Source organism: Sorangium sp. So ce693 (assembly GCF_051521375.1).
Classification (GTDB): domain Bacteria; phylum Myxococcota_A; class Polyangia; order Polyangiales; family Polyangiaceae; genus Sorangium; species Sorangium atrum.
The window spans coordinates 11,357,848-11,384,825 of the sequence record NZ_CP150347.1 but is presented as its reverse complement, the minus strand read 5'-3'; the positions used below and the strand labels follow the sequence as shown (position 1 = coordinate 11,384,825).

The window sequence follows — 26,978 nt, the reverse complement described above, 5'->3', positions numbered from 1 at the left end:
AGCAATCTCCGAGCCAAATTGTGAGCGCTCACATCTGCGGCGTCAATTGAAAACCGGCGCGCGGGACTCGCCAGCCACGATGCCGATCGCCGGAAACTCCTCAGAACGCGCTCCCGGCGTCGCTCTACCAGGCATCGACGATCAGGGCGATGTGCTCGCCCGGTCCGTGCACGCCCTGAATCAGGATGCCCTCCACGTCGGCCGTCTTGGATGGCCCCGTACACCAGACCACGTAGGGGTCGCCGCCGAGCGCGGAGATTGCGGCGCCGAGCGAACGGTGGATGTCGGCGCGGCGAACGAGCGCCACGTGGATCCAGCGGGCGAGCGCGCCGAGGCGCGGGGGGGAACGCGGGGCCGCAGCGTGGCCTCGGAGATGTCGGGCAGCGGCGTCCGCTCCGGCAACGCCGCGAGCGCCCCGCGCCCCCGGTCCATCACACGCTCGCGATCGCGGCCCATGCTCGAGCTCACCTCTCCTGACCGCGGCGCTCGGCGAGCCAGCGGCGGGAGGCTCCCCCGCGCCACGCGGGCCATGCGTGACCTTGGCGCCAGGCGCGAGCCGCCGCGGGCGAGGAGCGGGCCGCGAGCTGCCCGGCGTCGAGCGCGGCGGGGCCGCCGTCATTCACGCTTCCCCTTCGGAGACGACGTGGTTTTCGAGCACGCCGATCTTCTCGATCTCGATCTCGACCCGATCTCCCGGGCGCAGCCAGCGCGGCGGTGTTCGGGCCATGCCGACACCATGCGGCGTCCCCGTGAGGATCACGGTGCCCGGCAGCAGCGTCGTGCTGCCGCTCAAGAACTCGATGAGCTCGGGCACGCCGAAGATCATGTCGCCGGTCGTCCAGTCTTGCACGCGCTCGCCGTTCAGGAGGGTGGCGATGCGGAGCGCTCCTGGATCTCCGACCTCGTCCGCGGTGACGAGGCGGGGGCCGAGCGGGGCGAACGTGTCGAACGTCTTGCCGCGACACCACTGCCCGCCGCCGCGCCGGAGCTGCCAGTCGCGAGCCGACACATCGTTCGCGCACGTGTAACCGAGCACGTGCTCGAGCGCGCGCGCGCGGCTCACGTTCTTGCACGCTTTGCCGATGACCACGGCGAGCTCGCACTCGTAATCGACCTCCTCGCTCGCCAGCTGACGCGGAATCACGATCGGCGCGCCAGGATCCTGGACGGCGTTCAGTCCCTTCATGAAGACGATCGGGTGCTCGGGGAGCTTGGCCTTGGTCTCTTCGGCGTGCCGGCGGTAGTTCAGGCCGATGCCGAGGATCTGCGTGGGAGCGATCGGGGCGAGCCTGCGCGCGACCTCCGCACGTTCTTGTGTGACCGTGTAGTGCTCGAAGAGGTCGCCTTCGATGCGCAGGGCCGTACCATCGCCCTGCTCGCTCGCGTAGCGGGCGCGTCCGTTCGTGTCCAGGTAGCGGATGATTTTCATGAGCGCTCCGAGAGGTCCTGCCAGACCTGCCCGCCGGGGAACGTGTGCGCCGCGAGCGAGTCGGCCTTCATGGTGATCGATGTGCCTGGCGCCGTGGGGGCGAGGTAGCGCCCGCCGCGCACCACACAGGGGTCGACGAAGTGCTCGTGCAGGTGATCGACGAACTCGATGCACCGGCGTTCGAGCGACGCGCTCACGGCGATGTAGTCGAACAGCGACGCATGCGGGACGTACTCGCACAAGCCGACGCCGCCCGCGTGCGGACAGACCGGCACGCCGAAGTGCGCGGCGAGCAACAGCACCGCCACGACCTCGTTCACTCCGGCGAGCCGGCAAAAATCGATCTGGCAGAACGAGATCGCGCCCGCCTGCATGAACTGCTTGAACATCACGCTGTTCGCGCAGTGTTCGCCGCTCGCGACGCCGATGCCGAGCGGCTCGAGCGCTCGAGCGATCGCGGCATGCCCGAGCACGTCGTCCGGGCTCGTCGGCTCCTCGATCCACCACGGCCGGGCCGGGGCGAGCCGCCGCACCCACTCGATGGCTTGCTCGACGCCCCAGCGCTGGTTGGCGTCGATCATCAGCGTGTGCTCCGGCCCGATCATGTCGCGCACGAGCGCCGTACGCCGCAGGTCGTCCGCGAGATCCAGGCCGACCTTGAGCTTGAAGCGCGAAAACCCCTGCTCGATACCTTCGCGGCACGCGCGCCGGATCTTCTCGTCCGGATAGCCGAGCCAGCCCACGGAGGTCGTGTAGGCGGGATACCCTTCGTCCAGCATCGCGGCCGCGCGCGCGTCGCGGGTCGGGACGAGCCGATCCAGAGAGCGGCGTGCCTCTTCGGGCGTGAGCGCGTCGCTCAGATAGCGCCAATCGACGAGCTCGACGATCTGTTCGGGGCTCAGCTCCGAGAGCAGCTTCCACAGCGGCTTCTGCTCGAGCTTGGCCCACAGATCCCAGAGCGCGTTGACGACCGCGGCGGTCGCCAGGTGCATCACGCCTTTGTCCGGACCGAGCCAGCGGATCTGGCTGTCGCCCGTGAGCAGCTTCCAGAATTCACCCGGTGCGCTCGTGAACGCGGCGATCGGTTTGCCCACGACGAGGTGGCGAAGCGCGTGAATGCCCGCGACCACCACCTCGGTGCCCCGGCCGATGGTGAACGCCAGGCCGTGGCCCGTGACACCGTCGCGACGATCGGTCTCGATCACGACGTACGCGGCGGAATAATCCGGATCGCGGTTGGTCGCGTCCGAGCCGTCGAGCGTAAGCGACGTCGGGAAGCGCACGTCCGACACGCGGACATCCGTGATGATACCCGTCCAAACCATGGTCCGTCACGCCTCCGTCATTTGCCTGCGGTCCAGCCGCCGTCGATCGACAGGCAGCTGCCGGTCACCATCTCCGAGGCGTCGCTCGCCAGGTAGAGCGCGGCAGCGGCGACCTCGTCGGGCCGCACCATGCGGCCGGTCAGCTGCGTGGCAGCCATCTCCCGGTACGCGCGCTCGGGATCGGGGTACGCCGCGATGCGCTGCATCACGAACGGCGTCTCGACGCGGCCGGGGCAGATGCAGTTGAAACGCACGCCGGTCCCGGAGTGGTCGAGCGCGAGCGCCTTGGTGAGCCCGACGACGGCGAACTTGGTCGTCGTGTAGGCGAGCCGCTCGCGCACCGCCACGAGCCCGGCCACCGACGCCATGGTGATCACGCTGCCGCGGCCGCGCTCGAGCATCGCCGGTGCCCACGTCTTGGTGCCGTTGAATACTCCGCGCACGTTGACCGCGTACAGGCGATCGAGATCGGCCGCGGCCGTGCCGAGCAAATTCCCGACGTGCCCGGTCCCCGCGTTGTTCACCAGCACGTCGACAGGTCCGGTCCGCTCTCCGAGCGCGGCCATTTCCGACTCGGCGGCGACGTCGGCCCGGGCCGCCTCCGCACGCCCACCGCGCTCGCGGATCGCGCGCACGGCCGTCTCCGCCCCTGTCTCGTCGTGATCGACCACCCAGACGAGAGCCCCTTGCGCCGCGAACAGCTCGGCGATCGCGCGGCCGATACCCGACCCGGCGCCGGTCACGAGCGCAGTCTTTGCGTCGAGACGAAAGGGGGTCATGGGAGGGTGGAATCCAGGTTGCGTCCGCCTGGCGGCCCGAGCGGCCGCCAGGCTTACCGGGGTGGTAAAACCACAACTGGAGGGGAGCGGAGCTACTTCTGGAGCGTCAACATCCCGAGCCTGTAGGGCAATTTGCCGTAATCCCCGCCGACTTTCGGATCTCTGCCCTGGTAGAGGAACCGCAGGTCGCACGGGTCGATGGTCATCTTCTCGTCGTGCCCGGAGCGGATCAGCTCGCCGTGGCTGATGTCGTCGCTCCAGTCCTGGCCTTCGTAGGTCACGTTGGCAGGGCCGGCGAAGGGGTTCTGCTTGGTGTCCGCCAGGGGAGCCCAGGGGCCGTCGAGGCTCTCGGACGTCCACGACCTGAAGAAGCGAGGGCTGTTGTCGTACGCCTCCACCATGAGCAGGTACTTGTTCGACCCATCCACCTTGTAGACGTTGCTGGCTTCGAACAGGAGACTCGCGCTGGGGGCCGACATGACGGTCTCGTAACCGTCGTAATTCGGGAACTTGTCGATGCTGACCTTGGAGCGGTAGAGCTTTCCGTCGTCCCGCGAGAAGAAGAGGTAGCAGTTTTTGTCGTCGCAGATGTTCCAGAAGTCCAGCGCGCCGTTCGGCTCGCCTCGGAGCAGCCCTTGGGGCCGACTCCAGCCGTTCATGTTGTTGATGTCATCGTTGGTCGAGTACCGGCCGTTCCACTGGTAGATGAGGTACCACTTTTTGTGCGGCTGGAAATAGAAGACCTGGGGCGCGACCGTGCTGCCGGTGGGCCAGCTCGCCATGTAGTGCTGCTCAGCGGCGTTCGCCTGAGGGATGTCCGTGAAGTTCGAGTACATGGACTGCCATCCGCCGTTGCCCGACGTGGTGTCGAACACGGTGGCAAACACGTGGTACTTGTTCTCGAAGAACACGATCGTCGGGTCCTTGACGGATGCCCAGCTGCGGCCGGCAGGCGGCTTGGGGCTGATCACCGGAGGCCCCGACTTCCACTTGAACGTGGTGGGCAAGTCGCAGGTCGGCGGGGAGCCGCCTGCGCCTCCACCACCGTCCCCTGGATCGCCGCCGCTGCCGCCGGTCCCCGAGGCCGACGTGCTCCCGCCGGTACCCGTCGTACCGCTTCCCCCGCTCCCGACGGAGCTCGACGTAGCAGTGCTCCCGCCGGTGCCCGTCGTACTGCTGGCGCCCGTCGTACTGCTGGCGCCCGTCACCGGATTCTCCGAGCCACCCGTCCCATCAGGGGAGGGCTGGTCGTCGGTCGTGCCGCCGCCGCAGCCGGCGAGCGCCGCGAGCACACAGCCGAGAGCAGAGAGACGAAGGAGGGAACGGTACGGAGCCAGAGCGTGGCAGGGCAAATCGAGGTGAGTGATCATGCTAGTCTCCAGAGGGATGCCCAATCGGGCCATCGAGCTCCTCAGAGCCCGACCGCCAGGGTGAACGCGCATGAGGACGAGAAGCCGGGGCGCATGACGGCCTACCCAGGGCAAAGCAGAAGGATACCCGGAGACCAAATTGTGAACGTTCACATTGTCGTCGTCAATCAAAAACCGGCGCGCGGTCCATCCTCGATCCCGATGGGGGCGCAGCGGCGGCCGGCGGCGGTGTCACAGGGACGCAGACTGGATTCTTCCCGTCACGCCGCCGCGCCGGCCATGCCGGGGAGCAGCGACGGCCAGCTGCGGGGCGGCTTGAACCGGTAAGTCGGCGCGGGCCCGTCGACGACGTGCTCGACCTCGTCGAGGCGACTGCCAGGGAGCAGCACCCCGCCCAGCGACTCCCGCACGAGCGGTATCCGCGCCGGATCGAAGCCCATCACCTGCGAGGCGATCGCGTCGACGAGGCCCGGATCGAACCCGCCGATCAGGAGCCCTGCGCGCACGGGCGTCGCCCCGAGCGGCCCTTCGCCCTCGCCCGCGACGATGCCGTCCACGATCGTCAGGTACCGCCGCTGCGGCTCCCCGCGCAGCGCGCCGCCGCGGTCCGCGAAGAACAGGATGCGGTTGAGATCCAGGATGGTCCGCCAGAGCGTGTCGTTCCCCTCCCAGCTGCCGTCGATGACCTTCGGCGGCGCCCCGAGCCGCGGCGCGCGCGCGACGAGCGAGTGATCGCCGGGGAGCGGGAATCGGCTGAGCTTGTTCTCCACCGCTTCTCCGAGACCTTGAGGCCGATCGAACTCGTCGCCGCCGACCGACGGATCGCCCTCGGTGAAGTGCGGGAGCCAGTACTTCTCGTTCGTCAAGCCGATCACGCTCTTCAGCGACAGCGTGATACCCGTCTTCTTGTGCGTCTTCAGCTTGGGGAGGTTGATGACGACATCCGCGTCGAGCAGCGTCTGGGGAATGCTGTACTCGTGCCGCTGCCCCGTGTGGTGCGGCACCGGCGTCGCGTAATGGCTGCGGTGGAAGCGGAGCGCAGCGCTGCGCGGGGCGCCCGCGCCGGCGAAGAAGCTGCTCGAGCCCAGATCGACGACCCGGTAGCCCCGCGGATCGCCGGGCAGGCGGCGGCGGAGGAGCAGGCCGAGGTTCCACGAGCGGCCGAAGCGGCGCACGTCGTCGAGCGCGAACACAGGCGCGATCCGGAAATACCGCAGGTCGATGAAATCGACGTCATGCCCCTGGGCCTTCAGGTGATCGATGACGTCGAAGATGCCGAGCGGGCCGGCGACCTTCTCGATCTCGCAGCCCTCGACGGGGGAGTCGACGACGCGCACCCTCCCGCGCGGGCCGGCGGCGCGAAGGGCGTAGTCGAGCACGGGCCGGAGCAGCGAGCCGTGGGTGCTCGAGGCGGCGAGCCGCTCGCCCGTGATCTTCTGGTGAAGGTTCTTCGAGGAGACGAGGTTCGGCTTGACGACGACGCGGTCCCCCGGCGCGATCAGGTCGCCGAGCGGGTTCCACGCGGGCGTGCCGGCGCGGGCCGCGTCGAGGCCGAGCCGGCGGAAGAGCGCCTCGACGGCCTCGTAGACGGCGCCCGGCGGGCCGTAGGGCGCGCTGCCCCCGTAGCTCACGCCCGGCCGGGAGACCGTCACCACGCGGCGGCTCGTCGCTGTCATCGGGGCCCCCGGTCAAGCGCCCGCGCCGTTCGGGCCGGGCGAGAGGATCTCGGTCGGCGCGGCGCGCTGGAAATCGACGTTGAGGCGCGAGACGCTCGCGAGGTGCTTGCCCGTGCGGACGAGCGCGATGTCGTCGGCGAACTCGACGTCGATGCGCATCCGCTCGCCGAGGTGATGGCGGAACGTCGCCAGCACCTCCTCCAGGACCTGCTGCGAGAACCGCCCGCCCTTGACCACGCGGAACGTGATGGCGTCGCGCTCCTCCTGCACCACCTGGAAGCGCTTGATCGCGTAATCGAACTCCTTGAGGTAGTGCGCGAAGAACGTGCCGGGCAGGTAGCGCCCGTCCGTCCCCCGGATGATGGACTGGACGCGCCCCTCGATGCGGCCGACGCGCGGCGCCCCCCGGCCGCAGGGGCACGGCGCGGACGGGGACATCGCCTCGGCGAGATCGCCGATGCGGTAGCGGACGAACGGCATGCAGAAGTTGTTGAGATCGGTGATCACCACCTCTCCGATCTCCCCCGGCTCGGCGGGGCGCCCGTCGCGCAGGACCTCGACGATGTACCCCTCGGCCACCACGTGGTGGCCCTCGTGCGCGTCGCACTCGTACGCGATGCCCGAGAACTCGCGGCTGCCGTACTTGTCGAAGACCTTGCAGCCGAACGCCTCCTCGATGAGCCGGCGGCTCGGCAGCGGCAGCGTCTGCGCGCTCGACATGATGGCGCGCGGCCGGGCCGCGACCTTTCCGGTGCTCTTGACGTAATGGGCCAGGAAATCGAGCGCCTCGGCGTAGCCATCCATGAGCACCGGCCGCGCGCCGGCGATCCTCGCGATCATCTCTCCCAGGTTGTCGTCGGAGAGCTCGAAGATGGGGATGAACGTCCGGTTTGACAGGACGGCGTCCGCGCGCTCGCGGGCAGCCTGCCACTTCGTCATGCCGATCGTCTGGTGCCAGAGCCGCACCGTGGGGTCGCCGAAGCGGTAGCCCGTCCACTCCTGGGCCCGGAGCGTCGCCGCCCAGCGGAACTCGAGCTGAGCCCGGTCCGCGTAGCAGACGAAGGGCTCGCCGGTGGAGCCGCTCGTCGTGATCTTGAGGACCTGCGACTTGTCGTGGTTCTCCGACATGATGTCGAAGTAGAGGTGGCGCCGGATATCCGCCTTGGTGAGGAACGGCAGCTTGTGGAGGTCCTCCTGGCCGCGGATGTCCTCGGGCCGGAGCTTGAGCTCCTGCATGCGAGCGCGGTAGTAGGGCACGTTGCGGTAGCAGTGGCGGAGCAGCCGCCTGAGCTTCTCGTCCTGGAGCTCGCGGGTCTGCGCCGGCGTGAGCCACTGCGTCCTGCGCAGCGTCTCGTAGTAGTGCTCGACGTCGCGCGTGATCATCCAGTGGGTGTGGTTGAACGCGGCCAGGTACGCGCGCCACCTCGCCGTGGAGAGCGGATCGCGCTCCGGCGAGCGGTCGACCACCGGATTGCGGCGGAGATACTGGGTGGCCACGTCCGGCGGGATCCGGTCCACGCGGTACTCCCACGCGGCCTTGCCGAGGTCGTAGAACGACTTGGCCACGGCGCGCGCCGCCGCCTGATCGAGGAAGGAGACGCCCTGCCGCCGCTGCTCGAAGAGCGTCTCGATCTCCTTGTAGGAGTAGCCCTTGGCGTGGGCGGCGACCAGGATGAAGGACTGCCAGTAAAAATAGCTGCCCTTGTACGTCAAGAGATCCTGGAACACCTCCCGGGCGCACATCACGAAGCCGCTCTTGTTGTCGTGGAGCGACATGCCGAAGGTGGTGTTCAAGAGGTGGTTGAGCCCGCGGCTCAGGTGGTACCGGCGGTCCCTGCGGCGCCCGACGGCGCTCCTCCAGCCCTGGACGACATCGACGCTGTGCTCGTAGAGCTCGCGCCGGAGGCGCAGGAGGTCCTCGGGCTGGTACTGGAGATCGGCGTCGATGGTGGCGACGAGCTTGCCGCGCGCGGCGGCGGCGCCGGTGCGCCACGCCGCCGTGATGCCGCGGTTCTGCGGGTGGAAGCACCCCACGACGAGCCCGGGGTGCGCGGCCATGAGCGCGCGGATCGTCGTGGCGGTGCCGTCGGTCGAGCCGTCGTCGACGAGGATGAGCTCGCCCGTGAGCGCCCCCTCGCGGAAGACGCCGAGGATGCGGTCGGTGAGCTCGGGGATGTTCAGCTCCTCGTTGAGGCAGGGCACGAGGACGGAGAGCTCGATCGGCGCGTCCGGAGCGAGCTCGGTTCGGGGGTCGGACATGGTGTGTTCGCCTATCTTGCCTTGAAGGAGACACCGCAGCAGAGCGAGGGGCGGCCCGGGCGCGCCGGAGCGCTCACCGGGGGACGCAGCGGAAGCACGCGCGGATCGGCAGCGCGCCGTGCGGCGCCGCGCGGCGCTCGGTCACGCGGAAATGGCGGTCGAGGAGGCGGCCGAACTCGTCGGGAGTCCACTGGTGCAGGTGGTACGCGTCCCCGCCCCACTGGATGCGATCCCGCAGGAGGTAGCCGACGGGCGTGCGGCGGACGATGCCCTTCAGCCGCGCGATGAGCGGGTCGTTCGGCACCGTGATCGCGGCCACGCCGCCGGGGCGCAAGAGGCGCGCGATGGCCGCGAGGACGGCGGCGGGATCCACGGTGTGCTCCAGGACCTCGGTGCAGACGATGCGATCGAAGCTCGCGGCGGGGAGGTCGAGCTTGTCGACCTCGCCCTTGAGGAAGCGGGCGTCGTAGCCCGCGAGGTTCTTGCGCGCGGTGCCGAGGAAGACATCGGAGACGTCGATCGCCGTGATGCGGGCCCGCGGGAACATCCGGAGCACGTGCCCGCCGCCCGAGCCGACCTCCGCGAGGTCGAGCCCGGCGCAGTCGCCCAGCATGCCGCGGATGATGGCGAGCCGCTCGCGCTCGATGAGCCGGATCGGCAGCGGGGCGCGGTCGTAGTAGTCGTCGATCGGGTGCTCTCGGGCGAGGCGGTCGTTCAGCGCCTCCACGTCGATGTCGCCGGCGGCGTTCGCCATGGCCGGGCCCATAGCACGGGGGCGGCGGAGCCTCACCCCGGCGACCGCTCGGCGCCCGCCGATGTGACCACGCGGTCATCCTCCGACGTGAACGTCGAGGCGGCGATCCGCCTGGTCGCCGCCGTGGCGGCTCCCTGGTCGTGTGAGAGGCCGCTGACGGTGCGGTGCAGCGCGCATCGAGCAGGTCCGCCGGGAGACGCTGTTGAGCACCCCCGGACGCATCGCGTGCTCGCGTGCTCGCGTGCTCGCGTGCTCGCGTGCTCGCGTGCTCGCGCGACCGCGCGACCGCGCGAGCACGCGCTGGTTGCCGCTGCGGGCGGAAAGAAAAAAGATTGCGGAGACACTCCTTGCTGTTGGTGCCCCAAGGGAGTAGCTTGGGCCCCTCACGACGTCACTGGCTCTCGACACGATGCGTTCTCTCTCCCTCCACGCGAGGGAGATCGTTGCTCGCGCGGATGACTGGACGACGCACCGTGTGCCTGCGCGGGTTCGCTGCGCGGCACGCCTCCGTTCGAACCGCGACGGCTTCATCGAATGGCAGGCGAAGAGCGCTCACGAGCGCAGCTGCAAGCCGTGAAAGTAACGTGTCATGGGTAATCGTCTCTATGTCGGCAATCTCTCGTACAGCACCACCCGCGAGTCCCTCGAGGCCGCGTTCGCTGGCAGCGGCGAGGTCCGCGAGGTCTCGATGCCGACCGATCGGGAGACCGGCCAGCCGCGCGGGTTTGCGTTCGTCACGATGGGCTCGGCCCAGGCGGCGAACAGCGCCATCTCGCAGCTCAACGGCATGATGCTCGATGGGCGCTCGCTCAAGGTGAACGAGGCGCAGGAGCGTCCGGCAGGCGGCGGCGGCGGCGGCGGTCGCGGTCGTTACTGATCGCCCCTTCGTCGCGTCGGAACATCGCGGCGGGCCATGAAGGCCCGCCGCGTTTATTTTGTCTTCGAGACGCCCGAGCCGCACGCCGGTGCGCGCGAGCGCCGCGCCAGGCGAGGGGGCCGCTGGACCATGGGGCCGCCGCACGGCGCCATCGTGAGCTGGTGCGGCCACCGCTGCGGCGACCGTGGCTTCAACGACGACGACGGCTCGCGCGACACGCTCGCCCTCGATATCGTCACGCTCGGCGAGCTCTCCCAGGACGACCGCCACGAGTCCTCAATGAGCCCGAGCTTGCCGGTGCGTCGCGGCGCGCTGGCCCGAGGTCGACCCGAGCGATCAGGCCGCTCGCCTGGAGCCCGCGGCCGCGCGTGTCGAGGGGTTCACGGTCGTCTCTGGCCGCTGATACCTGAAGCGTAGGATCGTGAAAAAGCCCCGCATCGACGAGATCGGTCTCTATATTATCGTGGTGCTGCGGCTCGTTTTCTGGTACATGATGACGGTCGCGCGGCGAAGTGGACGAGTTGGATAGAGATGCCGCCTGGACCCGTTGGGTTCGAGCGACAGGCAAGTCCGTAAAGCGCCGCTCGAGGCAGCTCGTGCATGCACACCCGGAAGCACGCGCCCGGCGTGCCTTCCGCGTTCGTGCGGCTGAGCGCAAGGAAAGTGGTCGCCATGAAAGCGTGTTTATCGCGGGTCGTGGATGGCGTGGAACAGAGGCTCTGCTGGCGCTTCCAGGTGCACGGGCGGAGCGAGGCCATGTACGAGCCGGCGGACGGCTCGCACGGTCCGTTCGATCGCGACCGCCAGCGGAACCTCAAGCTGGGCGAGACGTTCCAGCGGCTGGACCGCTCGGGATCTCCCCGGAAGTACGATGGGCTCTTCTGGCAGCCAAAGAGCTCGCCAAAGAGCTCGAGCGACGGGTTCGGTCCGTGAGAGTGAGAGGCTGGACCGTGGCGGCCGGAAGCGAGGACAGCATCCATCTCCGGCATGACGCGGGACCGTGAACTTGTCGCTGAGCTAGCAACCGAGTCGTGCAACACAGCCATGTCTACCTCCCAGAAGCCCGTCACCTCCGCCGCCTTGCTCGCCACCGCTGCCCACCTCAACTTCCGCGCGACGTCCCGCGACCGGAGCGGCTCGACGCTCGGCGTGCTCGTCGACGCGTCCGGCGCTCAGCAGTACCTCGTGATCGCCTCTGGCGGCGCGGAGGGCACCTGGACGCTCGCTCGCGAGCTGCCCGTCGGCATCGCGCCCTTTCTTCTGTACGAGAGCGCCGCCAACGTGCTGCGCGGCGGGAGCTTGAGCGAAGACGGGAGCATCTCCTTCCATGGAGCGCTGTATACGATCGAGTCATCGGTCGACGGCAGCACCCGCGCAGCGAAGGTGAGCGGTAGTGTTTGAGCGCTGTCGCGCTCGGATGCCAATCCGAGGATCCGGCTCAGCGCGGTTGCAGGGCTGAGGCCCGAGCTCGCCTTCCCGTCAAGGCTCGACGCGGCACCTCGCGCTGCACCCGTCGCCACCCGCCGTGTTGCCGTCATCGCACGTCTCGAGCCCCGCGCCGTCGCCGTCGCCGCAGACGATCGCGGGATCGACCAGCGCGCGGCGCAGCTTCAGATCGCTGCGCAGGGCGCCCACGTGCGCCTTGAACGCGCTCAGGTCGTCCCGCGTCGCGGCGCCGGCGACGGCCTTGCCGAGCACCTGCTCCGCCCGATCGATGGCCGCGAGCACGGCGCCCTCGTCCCACGCCGCGCTCACGACGCGGGCGAGCTCGGCGCGATACCGCGCGTCGAGCGCCGGGATCTCGCGGATCCGGCGCGGGAGCACGGCGACGGGCTCCGTCTCGGTGTCGAAATGCGGGTCGTCCAGGATGCGGTCCATCCCGTGGGCGATGAACACGAAGCGCCCGTCGGCCGGGTTCTCGTAGAGATAATAGTTGTTCGCCCGGTAGGCGTAGCCGTCCCAGTGGCCGAGCAGCGCCTCGAGGGCGTAGCTCGTGAGGAACCGATCCAGGTCGAGGCGCTCGCTCACCTCCGCGGCGAGCTGCTCGTCCGGCGCGTCCTGGATGGCGGCGGCGAGAGACCGGAGCTCCGCCCCGCCGCCGTCATCGCCGCTGTCGAGCTCCACGGCGTCGATGTCCTCGGCGAAGTCGCCGCAGCACGGGCCCTCGTAGAGCACGCCCTCGTCGTTCACCTCGCCGAAGTGCCGCCGCAGGAACCGCTTGTCGATGGCCTCGGTGACGACGTAGATCCCCTGGTCCACGCCGTTGAGGCTCACCACCGCGTGCGCGGTGCGCGCCGCGGGCACGCCGGCGCGGTCGTGTAGCTCCTCGCCGATCTGCTCGCGCAGGAACGTCGGGTCCTGCTTGGAGTTGTTCAGCAGGAGCTTCTTGAGCCCGTGCAGGTTCGCTTCCTCGTCGAACTCGTCGAGCTTGACGCTGAAGCTCGGCTTCTCGGACAGATCCACGGCCGAGTTGCCCTTCTGCCGGATGCCAGCGCCGCTGACGACCTCGCCGTCGTAGACGATGGTGCACGGGGCGCGGTCGTCGAGGTTCGTGCGGAGCTGCCCCAGGTGGGCCTCATCGATGGTGATCGCGATCTCGTGCAGCGCCGCCCGATCGAAGACGACGTCGCTGCCCGGGTCGAGGGGCACACAGCCGCCCTGGCTCGCCGCGACGAGCGCGAGGACCGCGGACGCATGAAGGGCTCTCATCGATCCCGGCCTACTGCTCCGCATCGCTCCTGGACTCCGGAGTCCGGCCAGGGTGGCCCGCCTCGGCGGGGAGCCGGCCGCCCACGGCGTGGCGGAGCTCGCCGACGGCGGTCCAGTAGCGGCGCACGAAGCGCATCAGCCGGAGCTCCAGGCGCACGCGGCGCTCGTCGACCTCGAGCGCCCGCCCCACGTCGACGTTGCGGCCCTCGATCGCCCGCTGCGCCTCGGCGCCCGCGCGCTCGGCGGCGGGGGTCATCCGGCGCCGGAGCTCGGTCACGAGGGCCCGGGTGGCCTGCGCCTCGCTCAGGCTCGTCCGCACCTCGCGCGTCACCAGCTCGACCGCGGCGCCGAGCGCGCGCTGCTCCGCCTTGCGCGCCGTGTCCGCCGCGACGGTGGCCGCGCGGTGCGTGTCGAACACCGGCAGCTCGACGCCGAGCCCGAACGTCCACGCGCGGCCGAGCACGCTCTCGGGCCGGAACTCGTAGCCGACCTCGACGAAGGAGAGCCACGGCCACCGCGCGGCGCGCTCGGCGTGGAGCGCCGCGTCCGCCGCGTCGCCCTGCGCCGCCGCGAGCTCGATCTCGGGCCGACGCTTGAGCGCGAGCTCGACGGCCTCCGCCTCCGTGGGGAGCTCCGGGGGAGGCCACGCGCCCTTCGGCGCGCCGATGAGGCGCACGGGCACCGCGGGATCGAGCCCCATGCGCGAGAGGAGCGCCGCGAGCGCCGCGCTCCGCTGCGCGCGCAGATCTACGCCGTCCTGCTCCGCGTCGACGGCGGTGAGCTCCGTCATCGCCTCGTCGACCGCCGTCGTCCGCGCGGCGGCGAGCTGCCCCTTCATCCAGGTGGCGAGCGACCGGCGCGCCTCGGCCACCGCGTCGGCGGCCTCGATCTCGGCGTCGAAGAGGAGCACCTCGTCGAACAGCGACCGGACGTCGGCCTCGAGGGCGATCTCGACCTCGCGCGCCTCGGCGAGCGCCTTGGCCTCGTCCACCCGCGCGGCCGCGACGTTCGCGTCGACCTCGCCCGGGCGGGTCACCGGGAAGCGGAGCGCGGTGCTCACCCTCGGCCGGCGCTCGAGGATGCGCTCGAGATCGACGTTCGTGATGCGGAGCTCCGGGTTATCGAAATGGTCCTCCGCGTCGACCTGCGCCGCGGCCGCCTCGGCGCGGGCGCTCTGCGCGGCGAGCTCGGCGCTGTGGTCCCTCGCCCAGGCGACGGCGTCCTCCACGGTCATCGCGAGCGGCGCCGCGCTGGACGCGCCCGGGCGCGCGCCCGGGGCCGCGCGGCCGGGCGCCGGGGCGCCGGTGGACGCCCGGCCCTCGCGGTAGAGGGCGATCGCGCGGTCGGACGCCGCCGGCCTCGGCGGGGAAGAGCAGCCCGAGAGGGCCGCGCAAATCAACATGACGGGGATCGCCGCGCGGCGGCGGCGCTGGCTCACTGGCCCCACGAGAGCTCCTGGAACGAGGGCGTGGCGGCGTCGAACACGATCGTCAGCGCGCCCGGCGTGAGCGACGGCGTGATCCCCTCGGGCTTGAGCCCCGGGAACCGCTGGACGAGGCGCGGCGAGAGGACGCCGCCCTCGGGGCGATCCACGCGCCACAGCGCGCCGGCGTCGCCGTCCGCCGTCGAGGGCGTGGACGTCATGGCGAGCGCGCCGTCCGGCATGAAGACGAGCTCCGAGATGCCGCCCGGCGTGGCCTTCCCGGCGACCTCCACGTCGACGCGCGCGCGCGCCCACAGCGCGACGCGGGCCGCGTCGAAGCGCGCGGCCTCGGCCGCGGTCCGCTCCTTCTTCTTCGCGCTCGCGGCCTCGACCTCCCCGCCGAACAGCGCGCCCGGGGAGCCGACCCGCCAGATCATCGCGTTGCCCTGCGCGTCGAGCGGCGCCTTCAGCCCGAGGTACAGGGCGCCCTGCCGGAAGGCGAGGCCCTCGATGTCGAGCTCCCGCGTCCCCTCGGGGAGGCCGAGCGCCGCGGCGCGCGCGGGATCCGCGTCGAGGACCTCGGCCAGGTGGATCTCGCCGTCGACGCGGAAGCCCTGGCCGTCCTGGCGGACGCGGAGGAGCGCGGTCCGCTCCGGCTTGCGCTTCCCCTTCTTGCTGTAGCTCTGCGACGACAGGAGGTAGATCTCGCCGGCGTCCCCGGCCGCGATCCCCTCGAGGTCGTTCACCTCGTCGACGCCGCTCACCGGCACCGGCTCCGCGGCGACGGCGCCGCCCGCGGACATCGCGAAGAGCCACGGCACGCCCTCGTTCTGCTCGTGGCCCGTGTCGTCGCTGACGAGGAGGTACCGCGACTCGCCGGGGCGCGCGAGGACGCCGGACGGCTCGAAGCGCGTCCGGCTCGCCAGGGTCGGGGGCACCTTCATGGGGGACTGCGACGCGACCGCGCCGGCCTTCGGCGCGGCCCCGGCCTTCGGCGCGGTGGAGGTGGGCTTCGGCGGCGGCTGGGCGGGGGCCGCGCCGCGGCGCGCGTCGAACGTGATGTCGAAGGCCTGGCCAGGGACGAGCGCCATCGGCGCGTCCAGCGCGATGGTGACGACGCGGCCCCACGCCGGCAACTCCGGCGTCGGCCAGCAGCGCGGGGGGAGCTGCGCGACGAGCGGCCCCACGGCGACGACCGTGCCCGGGATCGCGTCGCCGAGCTGGCCCCGGATGTAGAGCTCGGCCGCGTCCCCGTCGTTGACGCCGAGGGCGAAGCGCTCGGGGACGCAGGCCAGCGCGCGCGCGCCCGTGCGCGCGCTCAGGAGCTGCACCAGGGGCATCCCGGCCGGGACCACGTCGCCGGGCTGCCTGTCGATGGAGATGACGCGCCCCGCGTTCGCGGCGCGCAGCACGTAGCTCGCGCGCCGCTGCTCGAGCATCGCGATGTTCTCGGTCGCGACGCGCACGTCCGCGTCGAGCTTCGCCGCCAGCCCCGACGTCCGATCCCGGAGGCCGTTCCGCCGCCGCTCGGTCGCCTTGAGCTGCTCCGTGAGCATGCTCAGCGTCCGCGGCTTCTCGCTCGCGATCGCCGTGACCGTCGCCTGCTGCAGGTCGAGCTTCGTCAGATCGTCGAGCACCGCCTGCCGGTTCTCGACGAGCGCCTTCACCCGCGATATCTCGCTGTCCAGCACCTTCGCCTCGGCGACCGCCCGGCGCTGCTCCTCGCGGTGGACGGCGAGGTGGCGCTCGACCGTCTCGCGGTTCGTGTCGAGCTCCTGCTCGAGGACGGCGAACTCCATCTGCAGATCGGCCTCGACCTGGGCCTTCTCCGCCTTGGCGACGGCGATCTCGGCGTCGATCACCGAGGTGTCCAGCGTCGCGATGATCTGCCCGGCCTCGACCTCCTCGCCGACGCTCACCTCGACGGAGGCCACCCGGGCGGTCTCGACCGGCGAGAGCACCTCGGGCAGCGCCTCCGCGAAGCCGAAGACCCGCCCGCGCGGGCCGCTGCCCAGGTGGAGCCACAGGGCGGCTCCGAGCGTGAGCACGAAGGTGATCGCGGGGGTGGCGTCCTGGAGCGCCGAGCGGAGTCGCTGGTAGCTGTACATCGATGATCCTTGCGCGGTGATGACGACGGCGGCTGTGTCAACGAAGCGAGAGGGCCCGCGAGGGCGTGACCGACAGGCATCCTCCGCGATGGACCTCGGCCGCTAGAGATCCAGCGTCGGCTCCTGAAGCATGAGAGAGACGTCCTGCACGCCCGGGATGGCCTGGAGCTTCGCGACGAGCGCCGAGCGCAGATCGGGCGCGAGGACGGTGATCTGGTAAGCATGCTCCATCGCGGTCCCCTGCGCAGCCTCCCGGAGGGTCACCAGCGAGAAGGTCCGGCAGTGCGCGCGGAGCACCTTCGCGAGCGCGTCGTCCACCTCGGGCAGGGCGGGCGCGGTGAAGCGGACCAGGCCATCCGGCTGTCGTCGCGAGCCCCAGCCGGAGAAATGGAGGAGCAAGCTTCCGGCGGCGAAGATCGCGGTCCCGCCGAGGGCCGCGCCGACCGCCTGGAGCCCGCAGGCGATGCCGACGCCGAGCGCCGCGAAGACGAACATGATGTCGCGGGGATCGCGCATGGTCGTGCGGAACCGGACCGCGCTCAGGCCCACGGCGACGCCGATGCCGGCGGCGATGCTGCTGCCGACGGCGAGCATCAGCATGCAGGTGATGACGCTGCCCATCGCCATGCTGTGCACGGATGAGCGGGAGTAGGAGAGCCCGCGAAATGTGGCCATGTAGACGAGCGCGACCCCCTGGCCGAGCCCGAACGCGAGCAGGAGCGCCACGACCGCCTTGCGGGAGTCCATGGCGCTCCCCTGGGTGACCCATCCGAGCCAGTCTATCACGGCGAGCCGCTCTTTCCCGGGGCGATCGCGGGGCGCGGCGCGCGCCGAGCCCCATCCACGCGATCCACGCGCGTCCGCGTCATGGCGCCTCGGAGGCGGCCCCGCGGCCAGGGTAGGGGCGCGCTTGCTTGATGTAGAGCGTCGGCGGCTCGTCGGGGTTCGCGTCGTCGTCGAACTTGAACTCCACGTCCATCGCGTACCAGCCGTCGTTGCCGCTCGCGGGCCCGTAAGCGGGGGAGAACCGCTCGTGGATGGCGTCGAGCGCCACGCCGAGCTGATGGACCTGCGCCGTCGAGAGGACGGTCTGGCCCTCCGGCATGAGGCTCGAGTGCGTCAGGTAGGTGACCGGCTGGTTCGGCTGGTTGAAGAAGTAGAGGAACGCGTCGTTCGTCACGCCCGCGGGCGGGGCGACCACCTCCACGTCACCGCCGCTCTGCACGTTGACGTAGAACGCGGGCTGGACCCCTGCCGTGTCGAACGGGTTGTTGGTCACGGCCACGCCGTTCGCCTCCTCGGACGGGAAATTGTGGTGCACGAGCAAGGCCATCCCGATGGTCCGGTGATCGATGCCGTAATAGGTGCGCTCATCGAAGGTGCGGAGCTTCCAGGCGCTCGCGTAGGTCTTGCGGATGGCGTCGAGGACATCCTCCCAGTCCGTCGGATCGCCGGTGTTCGAGTCGTAGCAGCCGGCGCACGGGAACCCGTCGAGATCCTCGCTGTTCGTGCTGGTGCGGAAGCGCATCTTGTGCCCGGGGTAGTCCGCCTCGATCTTCGCCCGGAGGAGCTCCTGGAACTCGGCGTCGATGGGCGCGCTCTTCATGGCGTCGCGGAGCGCCTTCAGCTGCTCGTCGCGGGCCGCGGCGTCGGTGTTGAACTTCGGGTCGGCGAGCAGCGCGTCGATCTGTTCGTAGAACCCGTTCTGCTTCATGAACTGGTCATAGTAGTACACCGGGATCGCGAAGGCCTTCAGGATGGGGACCTCGGGGAGCCTGGCCAGGATGGAGTAGTGGGCCGCCTTGCCGCCGAAGGCGAGCACGGCCTGCTTGATCGCGTCCCGGAGCGGCTCGCCCTCCGGCGGATCGGGGGTCACCTCCTCGATGTCGCGCAGATCGGTGACCGTCAGATCCAGCTCGGGGAGCGTGACGGGCGTGGGTTTGTGCGCCTCCCAGAACGTCTCGGCCTCCGCCTCGGTGACCTCGCGGACGTTCCAGGACGACGGCCCCGCGGTGAGCTCGACGAGCTTGTCCTTCAGCGCGAGCAGCTCGGGGCGGCTCATGGCGTTGCGCAGCCCCATGTTGGGGGTGCGCCGGTTCTGGGAGAGCACGTTGACGTGCGAGAGCGGCGTCTGGAACTCCTCGGTGATGATCCCCTGGACGACCGAGATGTCGTTGGGCGCCTCGTCGAGGACGACGATGTCCTGGTGGGACAGGTACTCCGAGTCGAGATCCGCGGCCTTCGCGAAGTGGAGCCGACCCACCGCCGTGCCCAGCGAGAGCGGCTGGTAGTCGATCCCGGCGTAGAGATCGCCGGTGCTGACCACGGGGATGTCGGAGGGGAGCTTCTTCGCCTCGGCCGCGACGGCCTCCGACGTCGGGTGGAAGGCGAGCTTCGACCCGAAGAAGGAGGCCGCCTTGGCCGCCCTGAACAGGGTGGTGATCATGTCCGCGGACGCGGTGTCGTAGGGGGAGAGCTCGAGGGCCCACACGTCTGGACCCTCGTAGTGCGTCACCGCGCCGAGGACGAAGCGGCGATCCGGCGTGAAGTACTCGGTCGCGTTGAACTCGGCGAGGGGCGGGACGAGGGGCAGCGCGTCGCCCGAGAGGTGCGATGACACGAAGTCGTAGTGGATCAGGTAGAGAACGCTGTTCTGGAAGTACAGCGCGTTCTGGTCGGCTTGATCCAGCACGACCTTGACCGACCGCGCGCCGGGCAAGGTGGCGTCGATGGGCTGCGACGCGAGGGCCTCGAAGTCCGCGGCGCACCCGATGCGCTTCAGGAACTCCGTCGATTCATCGGCGTTCTTGCGTTCGCAGACCTCTCCGGTCACGCCGGGGTCGTCCGTGCCGCTGCCGCCACACGCGCCCGGGAGCGCCGCGGCGAGCAAGGCGAGCGTGACGATCGACGTGATGCGAGTGCCTTTGTACATGATTCCTCCTGAGACAAGTAAGCTGACCGCGCAGCGGCGCGCGCCGGTCATCCCGCGTCAATCCCGCGTCAAGGTGTCAAGGTGTCAGCGCGAAGCAGTAGAACCCGCCGTAGCCGCCGCCGGACCCGACGGTGACCGCGCCGGGCAGCGGTCCCCCCTGCTCCAGGAGGTTGATGCCCGGCGCGCACCCTGACTCGTCGAGCGACGACATCCAGTTGGCCATGTTGATGTTGCCGCCGGGGCCGGCGCCGGTGCTGCCGCCGCCGGTCGGGAAGCCGCCGCCGGCCGGGGAGCTGCCGCCGGTCGGGAAGCCGCCACCTCCGAAGTTCCTGGGCCACGAGTGACCGACGCGCGGCCGCCCCTCGCTCGAGTCGCCCGACTTGGCCGTCCAGTCCTTGCAGGTCGCTGTCGCGCTGTAGAGCTGTCCCTTGTCGTTCGTCCCCGTCAGCATGTCGTGGTTGTCCACCTCGGACTGGCTCGGATCGGGCTGGTGGTTGGGGACGCCGTCCTCGTTCGGAAAGTCGTCGATGATCGCAGGGTCGGCCGCGGAGGGGCGGTCGTTGAGCAGCTCCTCCTTGTTGTTGGCGAGCAGCCGGCCGAGCCGGTCGTACCAGGGACCGTTGCCGATCCGATCGATCGCGTTGACCTGCTTGCCGTCCTCCCCTGCGACGGCGCTCAGGAAGGCGCGCCACTGCTTGCCCCCCGCGCCGGGCATGCTCTTCTCGGCGATGGTCGCGCAGATCTTGTCCGCGCCGCGGAGCCCGGCGCCGGGGCCCGTCTCTCCGAAGCGGAGATCGCCGCCGAAGCCGTCCTGGGAGCCCGACAGCTCCTGTAAGGCGACGAGGCTGGTCACGAAGAAGCTGAATTTCTCGGTCGTCCCGCCGCCGGAGGTGGACGAGGTGGCGTTACCGCCGGAGGTGGACGAGGTGGTGTTACCGCCGGAGGTCGACGAGGTGGTGTTGCCACCGGAGCTGGACGAGGAGGTGTTGCCGCCGGAGCTGGACGAGGAAGTGTTGCCGCCGGAGCTGGACGAGGTGGTGTTGCCGCCGGAGCTGGACGAAGTGCTGGTCGAGCTGTCGCCTCCGATGTCCACCTCCGGGTCCGAACTGGAGCAGCCGACGCCGACCACAGGGGAGAGCAGCGCGAGGGTGAGGGGCAGCAGCAAGGGGCGATAAGTGCGTGTCATGGTCTCTGTGTCCTTTTCCTTGTTAAGCTAGACGGTCGGCCGCGCCGCGGATCGGCGAGGCTCACTTGCAGGTGAGATCGCTCTGGCAGGTCTGGCCCTCGGGGCACTGCGAGTCGTCGTTGCACGACGTGAGCCCGGCGATCGCCACCGCCTGCTCGATCTGGGACGAGACGACCAGATCGACCCGGCCGGGCGGGATCGTCGTGGAGCCCACGGACTTGCGCGTAACGATGATCGTCGGGAAGCCCGCGACGCCGAGGTCGAGGAGCTGCTTGACGAGTGATGCGGGGATATCGAGCGAGCCGGTGTCCTCGACGTTGCACTCGATCATCCCCTTCGTGCCCCCGTGATGGCTGATGTCGAGCTTCACGTGGAGCTTGGCGATGTCGGCCTGCCCCGGCGGGGTCCACGTGAGCTGCAGGGGCTGATCGGGCTCGAGCGCTATCGTCTCGTTCAGGAGATCGAGGGGGCTCACGCCCTTGGCCTCCACCGTGAAGGCGCTGAAGAAATCGCCGCTCGCCTCGAAGCGGACCACCTGGCCCTCGTTGGCGGGCGGGTAGCCGAGCTTCGTGCCGGCGGGAGGCTGGTAGTTGTTCGCCGTGGGGCTCATGACGAGGGACGCGGCGCCCGACTCCAGGTTCAGGCCGGTCACCGTCACGTCTCCGGCGCTGTGCGCGGCCGGGTAGGGCTGGCACGTGTCGTCCTCCACGCAGACGGCGCTGCCTCCGCAGGGCTCGTTGCAGAACGGGACGCGCGGCGTGAGGAGCTGACAGCCCCCCTCCTCGGCCTGCACCTCCCAGATGATCTGCGAGGGCGTGGGGCCGTCGTAGATCTTCCCGATCACCGACGTGCTGCCCGCCGCACCCGGCTCGGCAGCAGGCAGCGAGCGCACCTGGAAGGCGCCGACGAGCTTCGTGGGATCGCCGGTCGGTTCACCCGACCCGGTGGAGCCGCCGGAGCCGCCGGAGCTGCCCGAGCTGCCCGAGCCCCCGGAGCCCGATGTGTCGTTGGTGCCGTCCACGGAGCTCGAGCAGGCGAGCGAGGCGAGGGCCACGACCCCGCCAAGGACGCCGACGCGCCATGCGCTTCGTGAAGGTAATTTTTCAATTCGGCAAAGGTTTTGCGACATCTCGATGGCCAGGTGGCGACGCGGCGGGATCAGGGGTCAATCTTTTTTGAAGAAGCCCCACCGCGCGGACGCCGGCGATCCGGCGTCCCACCGCGTGGACGTCAGCGAGCCGGCGTCAGGCCCCGGCGCTCAGCCGCCGCCGAGCTCGGACAGGCGCGCGCGCAGCCGCGGCGCGTGGACGCTCTCGCCGTGACGCGCGAGGAAATCGGCGATGGCTGCGCGCTCGTCGGCCGCCCGCCCGAGCCGTCGCAGGCACTGCACCCGGCCGACCCGGGCCTCCGCGGCGAGGGGGCCGCCGGCGCCGGCGAGGTAGCGATCGAAATAGCCGAGCGCCTCCGCCGCCTTGCCCTGGTGGAGCGCGATCTGCCCGAGCGACACCAGGGCCGCGCGCGCCTCGGGGCTCCCCGGGTGCTGTGCGAGCAGGGCGCGGTAGGCGGCGTTCGCCTCGGCGCTCTTTCCCTGCCCGAGCTGGGCCTGCGCGCGCACGAGCAGCGCCTGCGGACCCGTCGCGGGCTCCTCTGCGCGCGGCCTGGGCGGCGGCTGCGCGCGATCCCGGGCCCCGACGGCGCTGGCGGCCGCGGGCTCGGCGGTGGGCGCGCCGGCGCCGGGCGAGGGCTCGGCGGCGGGCGCGCCGGCGCCGGGCGGCGGCTCGGCGCCGGGCGGCGGCTCGGCGATGGGCGCGCCGGCGCCTGGTGAGGGCTCGGCGGTGGGCGCGCCGGCGCCTGGCGGAGGCGCTTCCGGCACCGAAAGCGTGGGGAGGCTCAGGACCGTGCGCCGCGCGCCGCTCGGATCGAGCGCCTCGTTCCCGCTCGGCGCCGGCGGAGGCGCGTGCGCAGGCTCATCGAAGAGCTCCGCGGCGAGCGCTGCCAGGAGCGTCGCCGCGACGGCGACGCCCGCGAGCGACCCGGCGATCCCTCGCCGCAGCATCGGCCGAGGCGCTGTGCGCGGCCTCGCGGTGCTCTCGGGCGCGGCCTCGGCGCGGGCGCCTCTGGCGTCGAGGCGAGCGCCTCGGGGCTCGAGGCGGGCGCGCGCGAGCACCTGCTGCAGCATGGCGGCGTCGCTGAGCTCGCGGCCGTCGTCGCGCGCGTCGCCGAGCCTGCCGATGGCGGCCCAGAGCGGCGCCTCGCTGCGGAGCTCGGGGTCGTCCTGCTCGGCGCGGCGGAGGAGCTCCGCGTCCTCGGGGCGGATCGGCTCGCCGCGCGCCTCCGCGGCGAGGATCGCGGGCACGAGGTCCAGATCGATCTCGGACTTCTGCGTCCCTGTCATGATGCTCTCTTCCGGCCGACGGCGAGGTCCTGTCGCACCTGCTTGCGGAGCGCGCCGATCCCGAGGCGCAGCCTGCTCTTGACCGTATCGGGGCTGACCTCGGTCATTCCGGCGATCTCCTCGATGGAGTGATCGAGCGCGTGGTGCAGGAGGATCGCAGTGCGCTGCGCCTCCGGCAGCTCGTCGAGGTACGCGCGCGCCTCGCGCGGGAGGGCCTCGAACGGGGGTTGGTGTGGCGCCAGGGCGATCTCGTCGTCGATCGCGCTCTCCGGGGCGACGGGCGCGCCTTCCCGGCGCTGCTGCCTGGCGTACCGGAGGATGGTCCGGACGGCGACGCGCCTGGCCCAGGCCTCGACGGTGGCTTCGCCGCGGTAGCTCGACGCGCTCTCGAGGATCGCGAGCAGGCCGAGCTGCGCGGCGTCGTCGGCGTCGGCCGCGCTGCGGAGGAACGTCCGCGCGATCCGGCGGACCCGCGAGATCACGTGGGTCATGAGCCAGGCCTGGGCCTCCGGGTCGCCCGCGCCGGCGCGGCGCATCCGTTCGAGATCAGACGGCACGGGCCCAGAGGGTGACGAGGCAGGCGGCGGGGCGGGGACGGGGCGCGTCATGGCGCTGGCCAGGAGCGGCTCGGGCAGTGGGCCGAGGCGCCTGGAGAGAGCTCGCGCGTGCTCAGCGTCCATCGCTTCGACCTGGTGCGATGCACGGCCCGAAGCGGGTCAATTTTCCTTTCGTGTCGGGTCATGCGGCGCGGATGGTCATTTCCTGACCATGCCCGCGGGGGCCGGCGAGGCCGGCAGGGCGAGGCCGAGCTCCAGCCCGACGCCGGCCAGGATCCGCACCGGATCGGCCGAAAGCGCGAGGGCCGGGTGTACGGCGGCGTCTGGCTTCGTCAGGAGCACGTCCACACCCACCGTCGTCTTGAGGCGGAGCCACCCGGTGAGCGGGACTCCGAGCTCCGCGACCGGCGCGACGCTCACGAGCACGTCGGTCCTGGCCTCCGGCGGCGGCAGTTGCTGCGGAAACATCCGTGGCCACCGCCACGGGGGCGGCGGTGGCGGGCCATGACCGGGAGGCGGAGGGAACGGTGGTGGCTCCGTGAGCGCCTGCTGGGTCGTGCCTTCCTCGGGGACGCGCTCGACGATATCGACGGTGGCGCGCGCGCCGAGCTGCAGGTCGAGGCCGAGGGGGAGCCTGAGCCGGACCTGGCCGGTCGTGATCACCGGGTGGCGCGAGAGCTCGAACGTGGACCGCTCGCCGCCGACGGAGGTCGAGGGCATGAGCTCGTATCCCAGGCCGAGGACGGCGTAGTCCACCGGCGCCCAGGAGGCGCGGACAGCGGCGGCGCTCTGCCAGGGCGCGTCGCTGCTGAAGTTCGCGCCGGTGTAGCCGGCGAGGACGGCGAACGTGGGCAGCGGGCTCGCGTCGCGGCGGGCGCGCGTGGATGGTGACGGCGGGCCCGCGGGCGCCTGCAGGTCCGGCGCGGCGTCCGTGGGCGTCGCGTTCGCGGGCGCGGCAAGGGACGCGGCGGGCTCGGGGGCAGCGGCGGGCTCGGGTGGAGCCGCCGGGGCCGGTGGGGCCGGGGCGACCTTCACCTCGGCCAGGCCGGCGACGTGGCCCTCGCGGAGCTCCTCGGCGACCGCGCCGGCGATGTTGGCGAGCGACTCGAGGGCGGTCGCGCTCTGTCCGGGCAAGATCGGGATGCGGCGGCCGTAGATCTGCTCGCCGTCGCGCTCGACCACGTACAGGGCGAGCTCGTCGCTCGACCCGGCGTCGATCCAGAGCACGCCTCGCGCGTCCCATGTGTCGGCGAGCGCGTTGGCCTCGGGGAGGAGCGTTTGCAGCACGGGTCTCGGCGTGCCGGGGCGGACGATCTGAAGGCGGACGCCGACGGGGCGGATATGGGCGACGACGAGGTCGAGGGCGCGCTTGTCGATGCCGCCGGCGCCCGGGAAGGCGGCGAGGACGAGCACCGGCTCGCCTGCGGCGCGAGGCTCAGCCGCTGCGGCGGGCAGGGCGACGGCGGCCAGCAGCGAGCCGGCGACCGCGCTCGCGGCCGTTCGGGCAGCGCGGAGGGCGAGCGCGAGCGACGCGGCCGGCACGGGCACGGAAAATTATCACCCTTCCTCGCGGGGCACCATCCCCCGTCGTGGCGTAGGCGTTCCCACCCATCGGCCACCAACGTGAACGTTTACGTTTACGTGGTCGTGGTCGTGGTCGTGGTCGTCAACGGCAAGCCGTGAACGACCACGACCACGACCACGACCACGACCACGTTCACGACCACGTTCACGACCACGTTCACGACCACGTAAACGTAAACGTTCGGCTGTAGGAGAACGCGGCGCGAGGCTTCGTTAACGCCTTTGCCCCCGGCGGGGACCGGCCGGATGGGGCGCGCCCGCGCCTCAGCGCGCGCCGGTCGACCGCGGGTAGCTCCCGAGCACCTTCACCATCTCGCAGCGCGCGCGGAGCCGCTCGATCGCGTCGGCGACGCGCGGATCGCTCCGGTGGCCCTCCAGATCGACCAGAAAGACGTAGTCCCAGTGCTTCTGCCGGCTGGGCCTCGACTCGATCCGGGTCAGGTTGATGCCCGCGTCGTCGAAGATGGCGAGGACCCGGCGGAGCGCGCCGGGCTCCTCCTGCACGGAGAAGACGATCGAGGTCTTGTCCGCGCCCGTGGCGGGCGCGTCGCCCGCGGCGATGACGATGAAGCGCGTCGCGTTCTCGGCGCGGTCGTGGATGCGCTCCCGCAGGAGCGGCAGCCCGTAGAGCTCGCCCGCCCCGCGGCTGCCGATCGCCGCCGCGGCGGGGTCGCCGAGGGCCTCGTGCGCCGCCGCGGCCGCGGACACGGTCTGGACGATCTGCGCGCCGGGGAGGTGCTTCGCGAGCCAGAGGCGGCACTGCGAGAGCGCGTGCGGGTGCCCGTGGACCCGCGCGACGCCGCTCAGCCCCTCCGCCTTGCTGAACAGGCAATAGGCGACGTCGAGCACGAGCTCCTGCCGGATCTGGAGGTCGCTCTCGATCAGGGCGTCCGCCGTCAGGGTCACCGAGCCGTCGGTCGAGCTCTCGACGGGGACGACGCCGCAGGCCGCCTCGCCCGCGCGCACCGCATCGAAGACGCCCTCGATGGTGCCCGTCTCCCGGTAGAGCGCGGCCAGCCCGAACAGGTGCCGCGCCGCGACCTCCGCGAAGGCGCCCTCCGTCCCCGGAAAGGCCACCTTCATGGGCTCCTCCAGCGACAGGCAGGCGCTCATCACCTCCCGGAAGAGGACCCGGATCGCGTCGCGCGGGAAGCGGCCCGCGCCCTTCGCCTGCAGGCGGGCGAGCACGCGCCGCTCCCGCTCCGGGTCGTGGAACTGCGTGGCGTTCGCGGCGCGCTTCGCGTGAGCGACCTCGAAGGCCACCTCGGCCCGCTCCGCGAGGAGCTCGAGGATCCGGTCGTCGATGCTGTCGATGCGCTCACGAAGCTCGCCAAGGGTCGCCATGAACTGTTTCACCTCGGAAGGGGCAGGGCGGCCATCAAAGCGCAGGGGGCGCCGCAGCGCAAGGCTCGCCTCGGAGCCGGGAATGCGCGCGGAACGCGCGCGACGGCGATGCACGTCAGGGGCGAAGCGGCACCCGTGCGGGCTCGACGCGTGGAGCGGATGGGCGAGAGAGGACCGGTGAGGGAGCAGGGGAGAGGAAGAGAGAGCTCTTGGCGCGGGAGCGAGAGGATCGGCCGGCGGAGTGGGAGGATCGGGCGCGGGAGCGGGAGGA

General features: G+C 71.1%; 22 protein-coding genes. 3 read left to right on the top strand and 19 right to left on the bottom strand.

Annotated elements, in window-relative coordinates:
- Positions 1-124 precede the first annotated feature (124 nt).
- From WMF14_RS42440 to WMF14_RS42405, 8 genes are all read right to left on the bottom strand, one after another.
- A complete protein-coding gene (locus WMF14_RS42440) occupies positions 125-619 on the bottom strand; it encodes an LUD domain-containing protein (protein ID WP_437796167.1) in 495 nt (164 codons plus the stop codon).
- Positions 620-1,429, bottom strand: a complete 810-nt coding sequence (locus WMF14_RS42435; RefSeq protein WP_272102205.1) for a fumarylacetoacetate hydrolase family protein — start codon at positions 1,427-1,429, stop codon at positions 620-622.
- Entirely contained in the window at positions 1,426-2,754 is a 1,329-nt protein-coding gene (locus WMF14_RS42430) for an enolase C-terminal domain-like protein (RefSeq protein WP_437796164.1), read from the bottom strand. The genes WMF14_RS42435 and WMF14_RS42430 overlap by 4 nt, the downstream gene beginning before the upstream one ends.
- Before the next feature lie 17 nt (positions 2,755-2,771).
- Positions 2,772-3,533, bottom strand: coding sequence for an SDR family NAD(P)-dependent oxidoreductase (locus tag WMF14_RS42425; protein WP_272102207.1), 762 nt, complete (start codon positions 3,531-3,533; stop codon positions 2,772-2,774).
- A gap of 92 nt (positions 3,534-3,625) precedes the next feature.
- Positions 3,626-4,903 (bottom strand): non-reducing end alpha-L-arabinofuranosidase family hydrolase, encoded by a 1,278-nt coding sequence (locus WMF14_RS42420; RefSeq protein ID WP_437796161.1) that lies wholly within the window; start codon positions 4,901-4,903, stop codon positions 3,626-3,628.
- A 260-nt stretch (positions 4,904-5,163) separates the two neighbouring features.
- Positions 5,164-6,558, bottom strand: a complete 1,395-nt coding sequence (locus tag WMF14_RS42415) for a DUF362 domain-containing protein (protein WP_437796159.1) — start codon at positions 6,556-6,558, stop codon at positions 5,164-5,166.
- 33 nt (positions 6,559-6,591) lie between these two features.
- Positions 6,592-8,838 (bottom strand): glycosyltransferase, encoded by a 2,247-nt coding sequence (locus WMF14_RS42410; RefSeq protein WP_437796156.1) that lies wholly within the window; start codon positions 8,836-8,838, stop codon positions 6,592-6,594.
- A 73-nt stretch (positions 8,839-8,911) separates the two neighbouring features.
- Positions 8,912-9,592: a class I SAM-dependent methyltransferase gene (locus WMF14_RS42405; RefSeq protein ID WP_272102211.1), complete on the bottom strand. Its 681-nt coding sequence runs from the start codon at positions 9,590-9,592 to the stop codon at positions 8,912-8,914.
- 589 nt (positions 9,593-10,181) lie between these two features.
- Between WMF14_RS42405 and WMF14_RS42400 the strand changes: the two genes are divergently transcribed.
- The 3 genes from WMF14_RS42400 to WMF14_RS42390 all read left to right on the top strand — a co-directional run bounded on the left by WMF14_RS42400 (position 10,182) and on the right by WMF14_RS42390 (position 11,870).
- Positions 10,182-10,469: an RNA recognition motif domain-containing protein gene (locus WMF14_RS42400; protein ID WP_272102212.1), complete on the top strand. Its 288-nt coding sequence runs from the start codon at positions 10,182-10,184 to the stop codon at positions 10,467-10,469.
- Positions 10,470-11,141: 672 nt separating this feature from the next.
- Positions 11,142-11,402 (top strand): hypothetical protein, encoded by a 261-nt coding sequence (locus WMF14_RS42395; RefSeq protein ID WP_437796154.1) that lies wholly within the window; start codon positions 11,142-11,144, stop codon positions 11,400-11,402.
- Between the two features lie 111 nt (positions 11,403-11,513).
- Positions 11,514-11,870: a hypothetical protein gene (locus WMF14_RS42390; RefSeq protein WP_437796151.1), complete on the top strand. Its 357-nt coding sequence runs from the start codon at positions 11,514-11,516 to the stop codon at positions 11,868-11,870.
- 78 nt (positions 11,871-11,948) lie between these two features.
- Here WMF14_RS42390 and WMF14_RS42385 read toward each other — a convergent pair whose 3' ends face one another.
- From WMF14_RS42385 to pheA, 11 genes are all read right to left on the bottom strand, one after another.
- Positions 11,949-13,178 (bottom strand): CotH kinase family protein, encoded by a 1,230-nt coding sequence (locus tag WMF14_RS42385; RefSeq protein WP_437796149.1) that lies wholly within the window; start codon positions 13,176-13,178, stop codon positions 11,949-11,951.
- A gap of 10 nt (positions 13,179-13,188) precedes the next feature.
- Positions 13,189-14,580, bottom strand: coding sequence for a TolC family protein (locus WMF14_RS42380; protein WP_437796148.1), 1,392 nt, complete (start codon positions 14,578-14,580; stop codon positions 13,189-13,191).
- A gap of 32 nt (positions 14,581-14,612) precedes the next feature.
- Positions 14,613-16,709 carry an HlyD family secretion protein gene (locus WMF14_RS42375; protein WP_437796145.1) on the bottom strand — a complete coding sequence of 699 codons (2,097 nt, stop codon included), beginning with the start codon at positions 16,707-16,709 and terminating at the stop codon, positions 14,613-14,615.
- A gap of 102 nt (positions 16,710-16,811) precedes the next feature.
- Positions 16,812-17,495 carry a DUF4956 domain-containing protein gene (locus WMF14_RS42370; RefSeq protein ID WP_437796142.1) on the bottom strand — a complete coding sequence of 228 codons (684 nt, stop codon included), beginning with the start codon at positions 17,493-17,495 and terminating at the stop codon, positions 16,812-16,814.
- A 79-nt stretch (positions 17,496-17,574) separates the two neighbouring features.
- The gene (locus WMF14_RS42365) at positions 17,575-19,641 is read right to left on the bottom strand and encodes a PEP/pyruvate-binding domain-containing protein (RefSeq protein WP_437796139.1); all 2,067 of its coding nucleotides are present in this window, start codon (positions 19,639-19,641) and stop codon (positions 17,575-17,577) included.
- A 76-nt stretch (positions 19,642-19,717) separates the two neighbouring features.
- Positions 19,718-20,827, bottom strand: coding sequence for a hypothetical protein (locus WMF14_RS42360; RefSeq protein ID WP_437796136.1), 1,110 nt, complete (start codon positions 20,825-20,827; stop codon positions 19,718-19,720).
- A 61-nt stretch (positions 20,828-20,888) separates the two neighbouring features.
- Complete coding sequence (locus WMF14_RS42355) at positions 20,889-21,881, bottom strand: hypothetical protein (protein WP_437796134.1); 993 nt, start codon at positions 21,879-21,881, stop codon at positions 20,889-20,891.
- 204 nt (positions 21,882-22,085) lie between these two features.
- Positions 22,086-23,222 carry a tetratricopeptide repeat protein gene (locus WMF14_RS42350; RefSeq protein ID WP_437796131.1) on the bottom strand — a complete coding sequence of 379 codons (1,137 nt, stop codon included), beginning with the start codon at positions 23,220-23,222 and terminating at the stop codon, positions 22,086-22,088.
- The gene (locus WMF14_RS42345) at positions 23,219-23,758 is read right to left on the bottom strand and encodes an RNA polymerase sigma factor (RefSeq protein WP_437796128.1); all 540 of its coding nucleotides are present in this window, start codon (positions 23,756-23,758) and stop codon (positions 23,219-23,221) included. Before WMF14_RS42345 ends, WMF14_RS42350 begins: the two co-directional genes overlap by 4 nt.
- Before the next feature lie 219 nt (positions 23,759-23,977).
- Entirely contained in the window at positions 23,978-25,327 is a 1,350-nt protein-coding gene (locus tag WMF14_RS42340; protein ID WP_437796125.1) for a hypothetical protein, read from the bottom strand.
- A 300-nt stretch (positions 25,328-25,627) separates the two neighbouring features.
- On the bottom strand, positions 25,628-26,707 hold the full coding sequence (gene pheA / locus WMF14_RS42335) for a prephenate dehydratase (protein WP_272102225.1): 1,080 nt from the start codon (positions 26,705-26,707) through the stop codon (positions 25,628-25,630).
- Between the last annotated feature and the right edge of the window lie 271 nt (positions 26,708-26,978).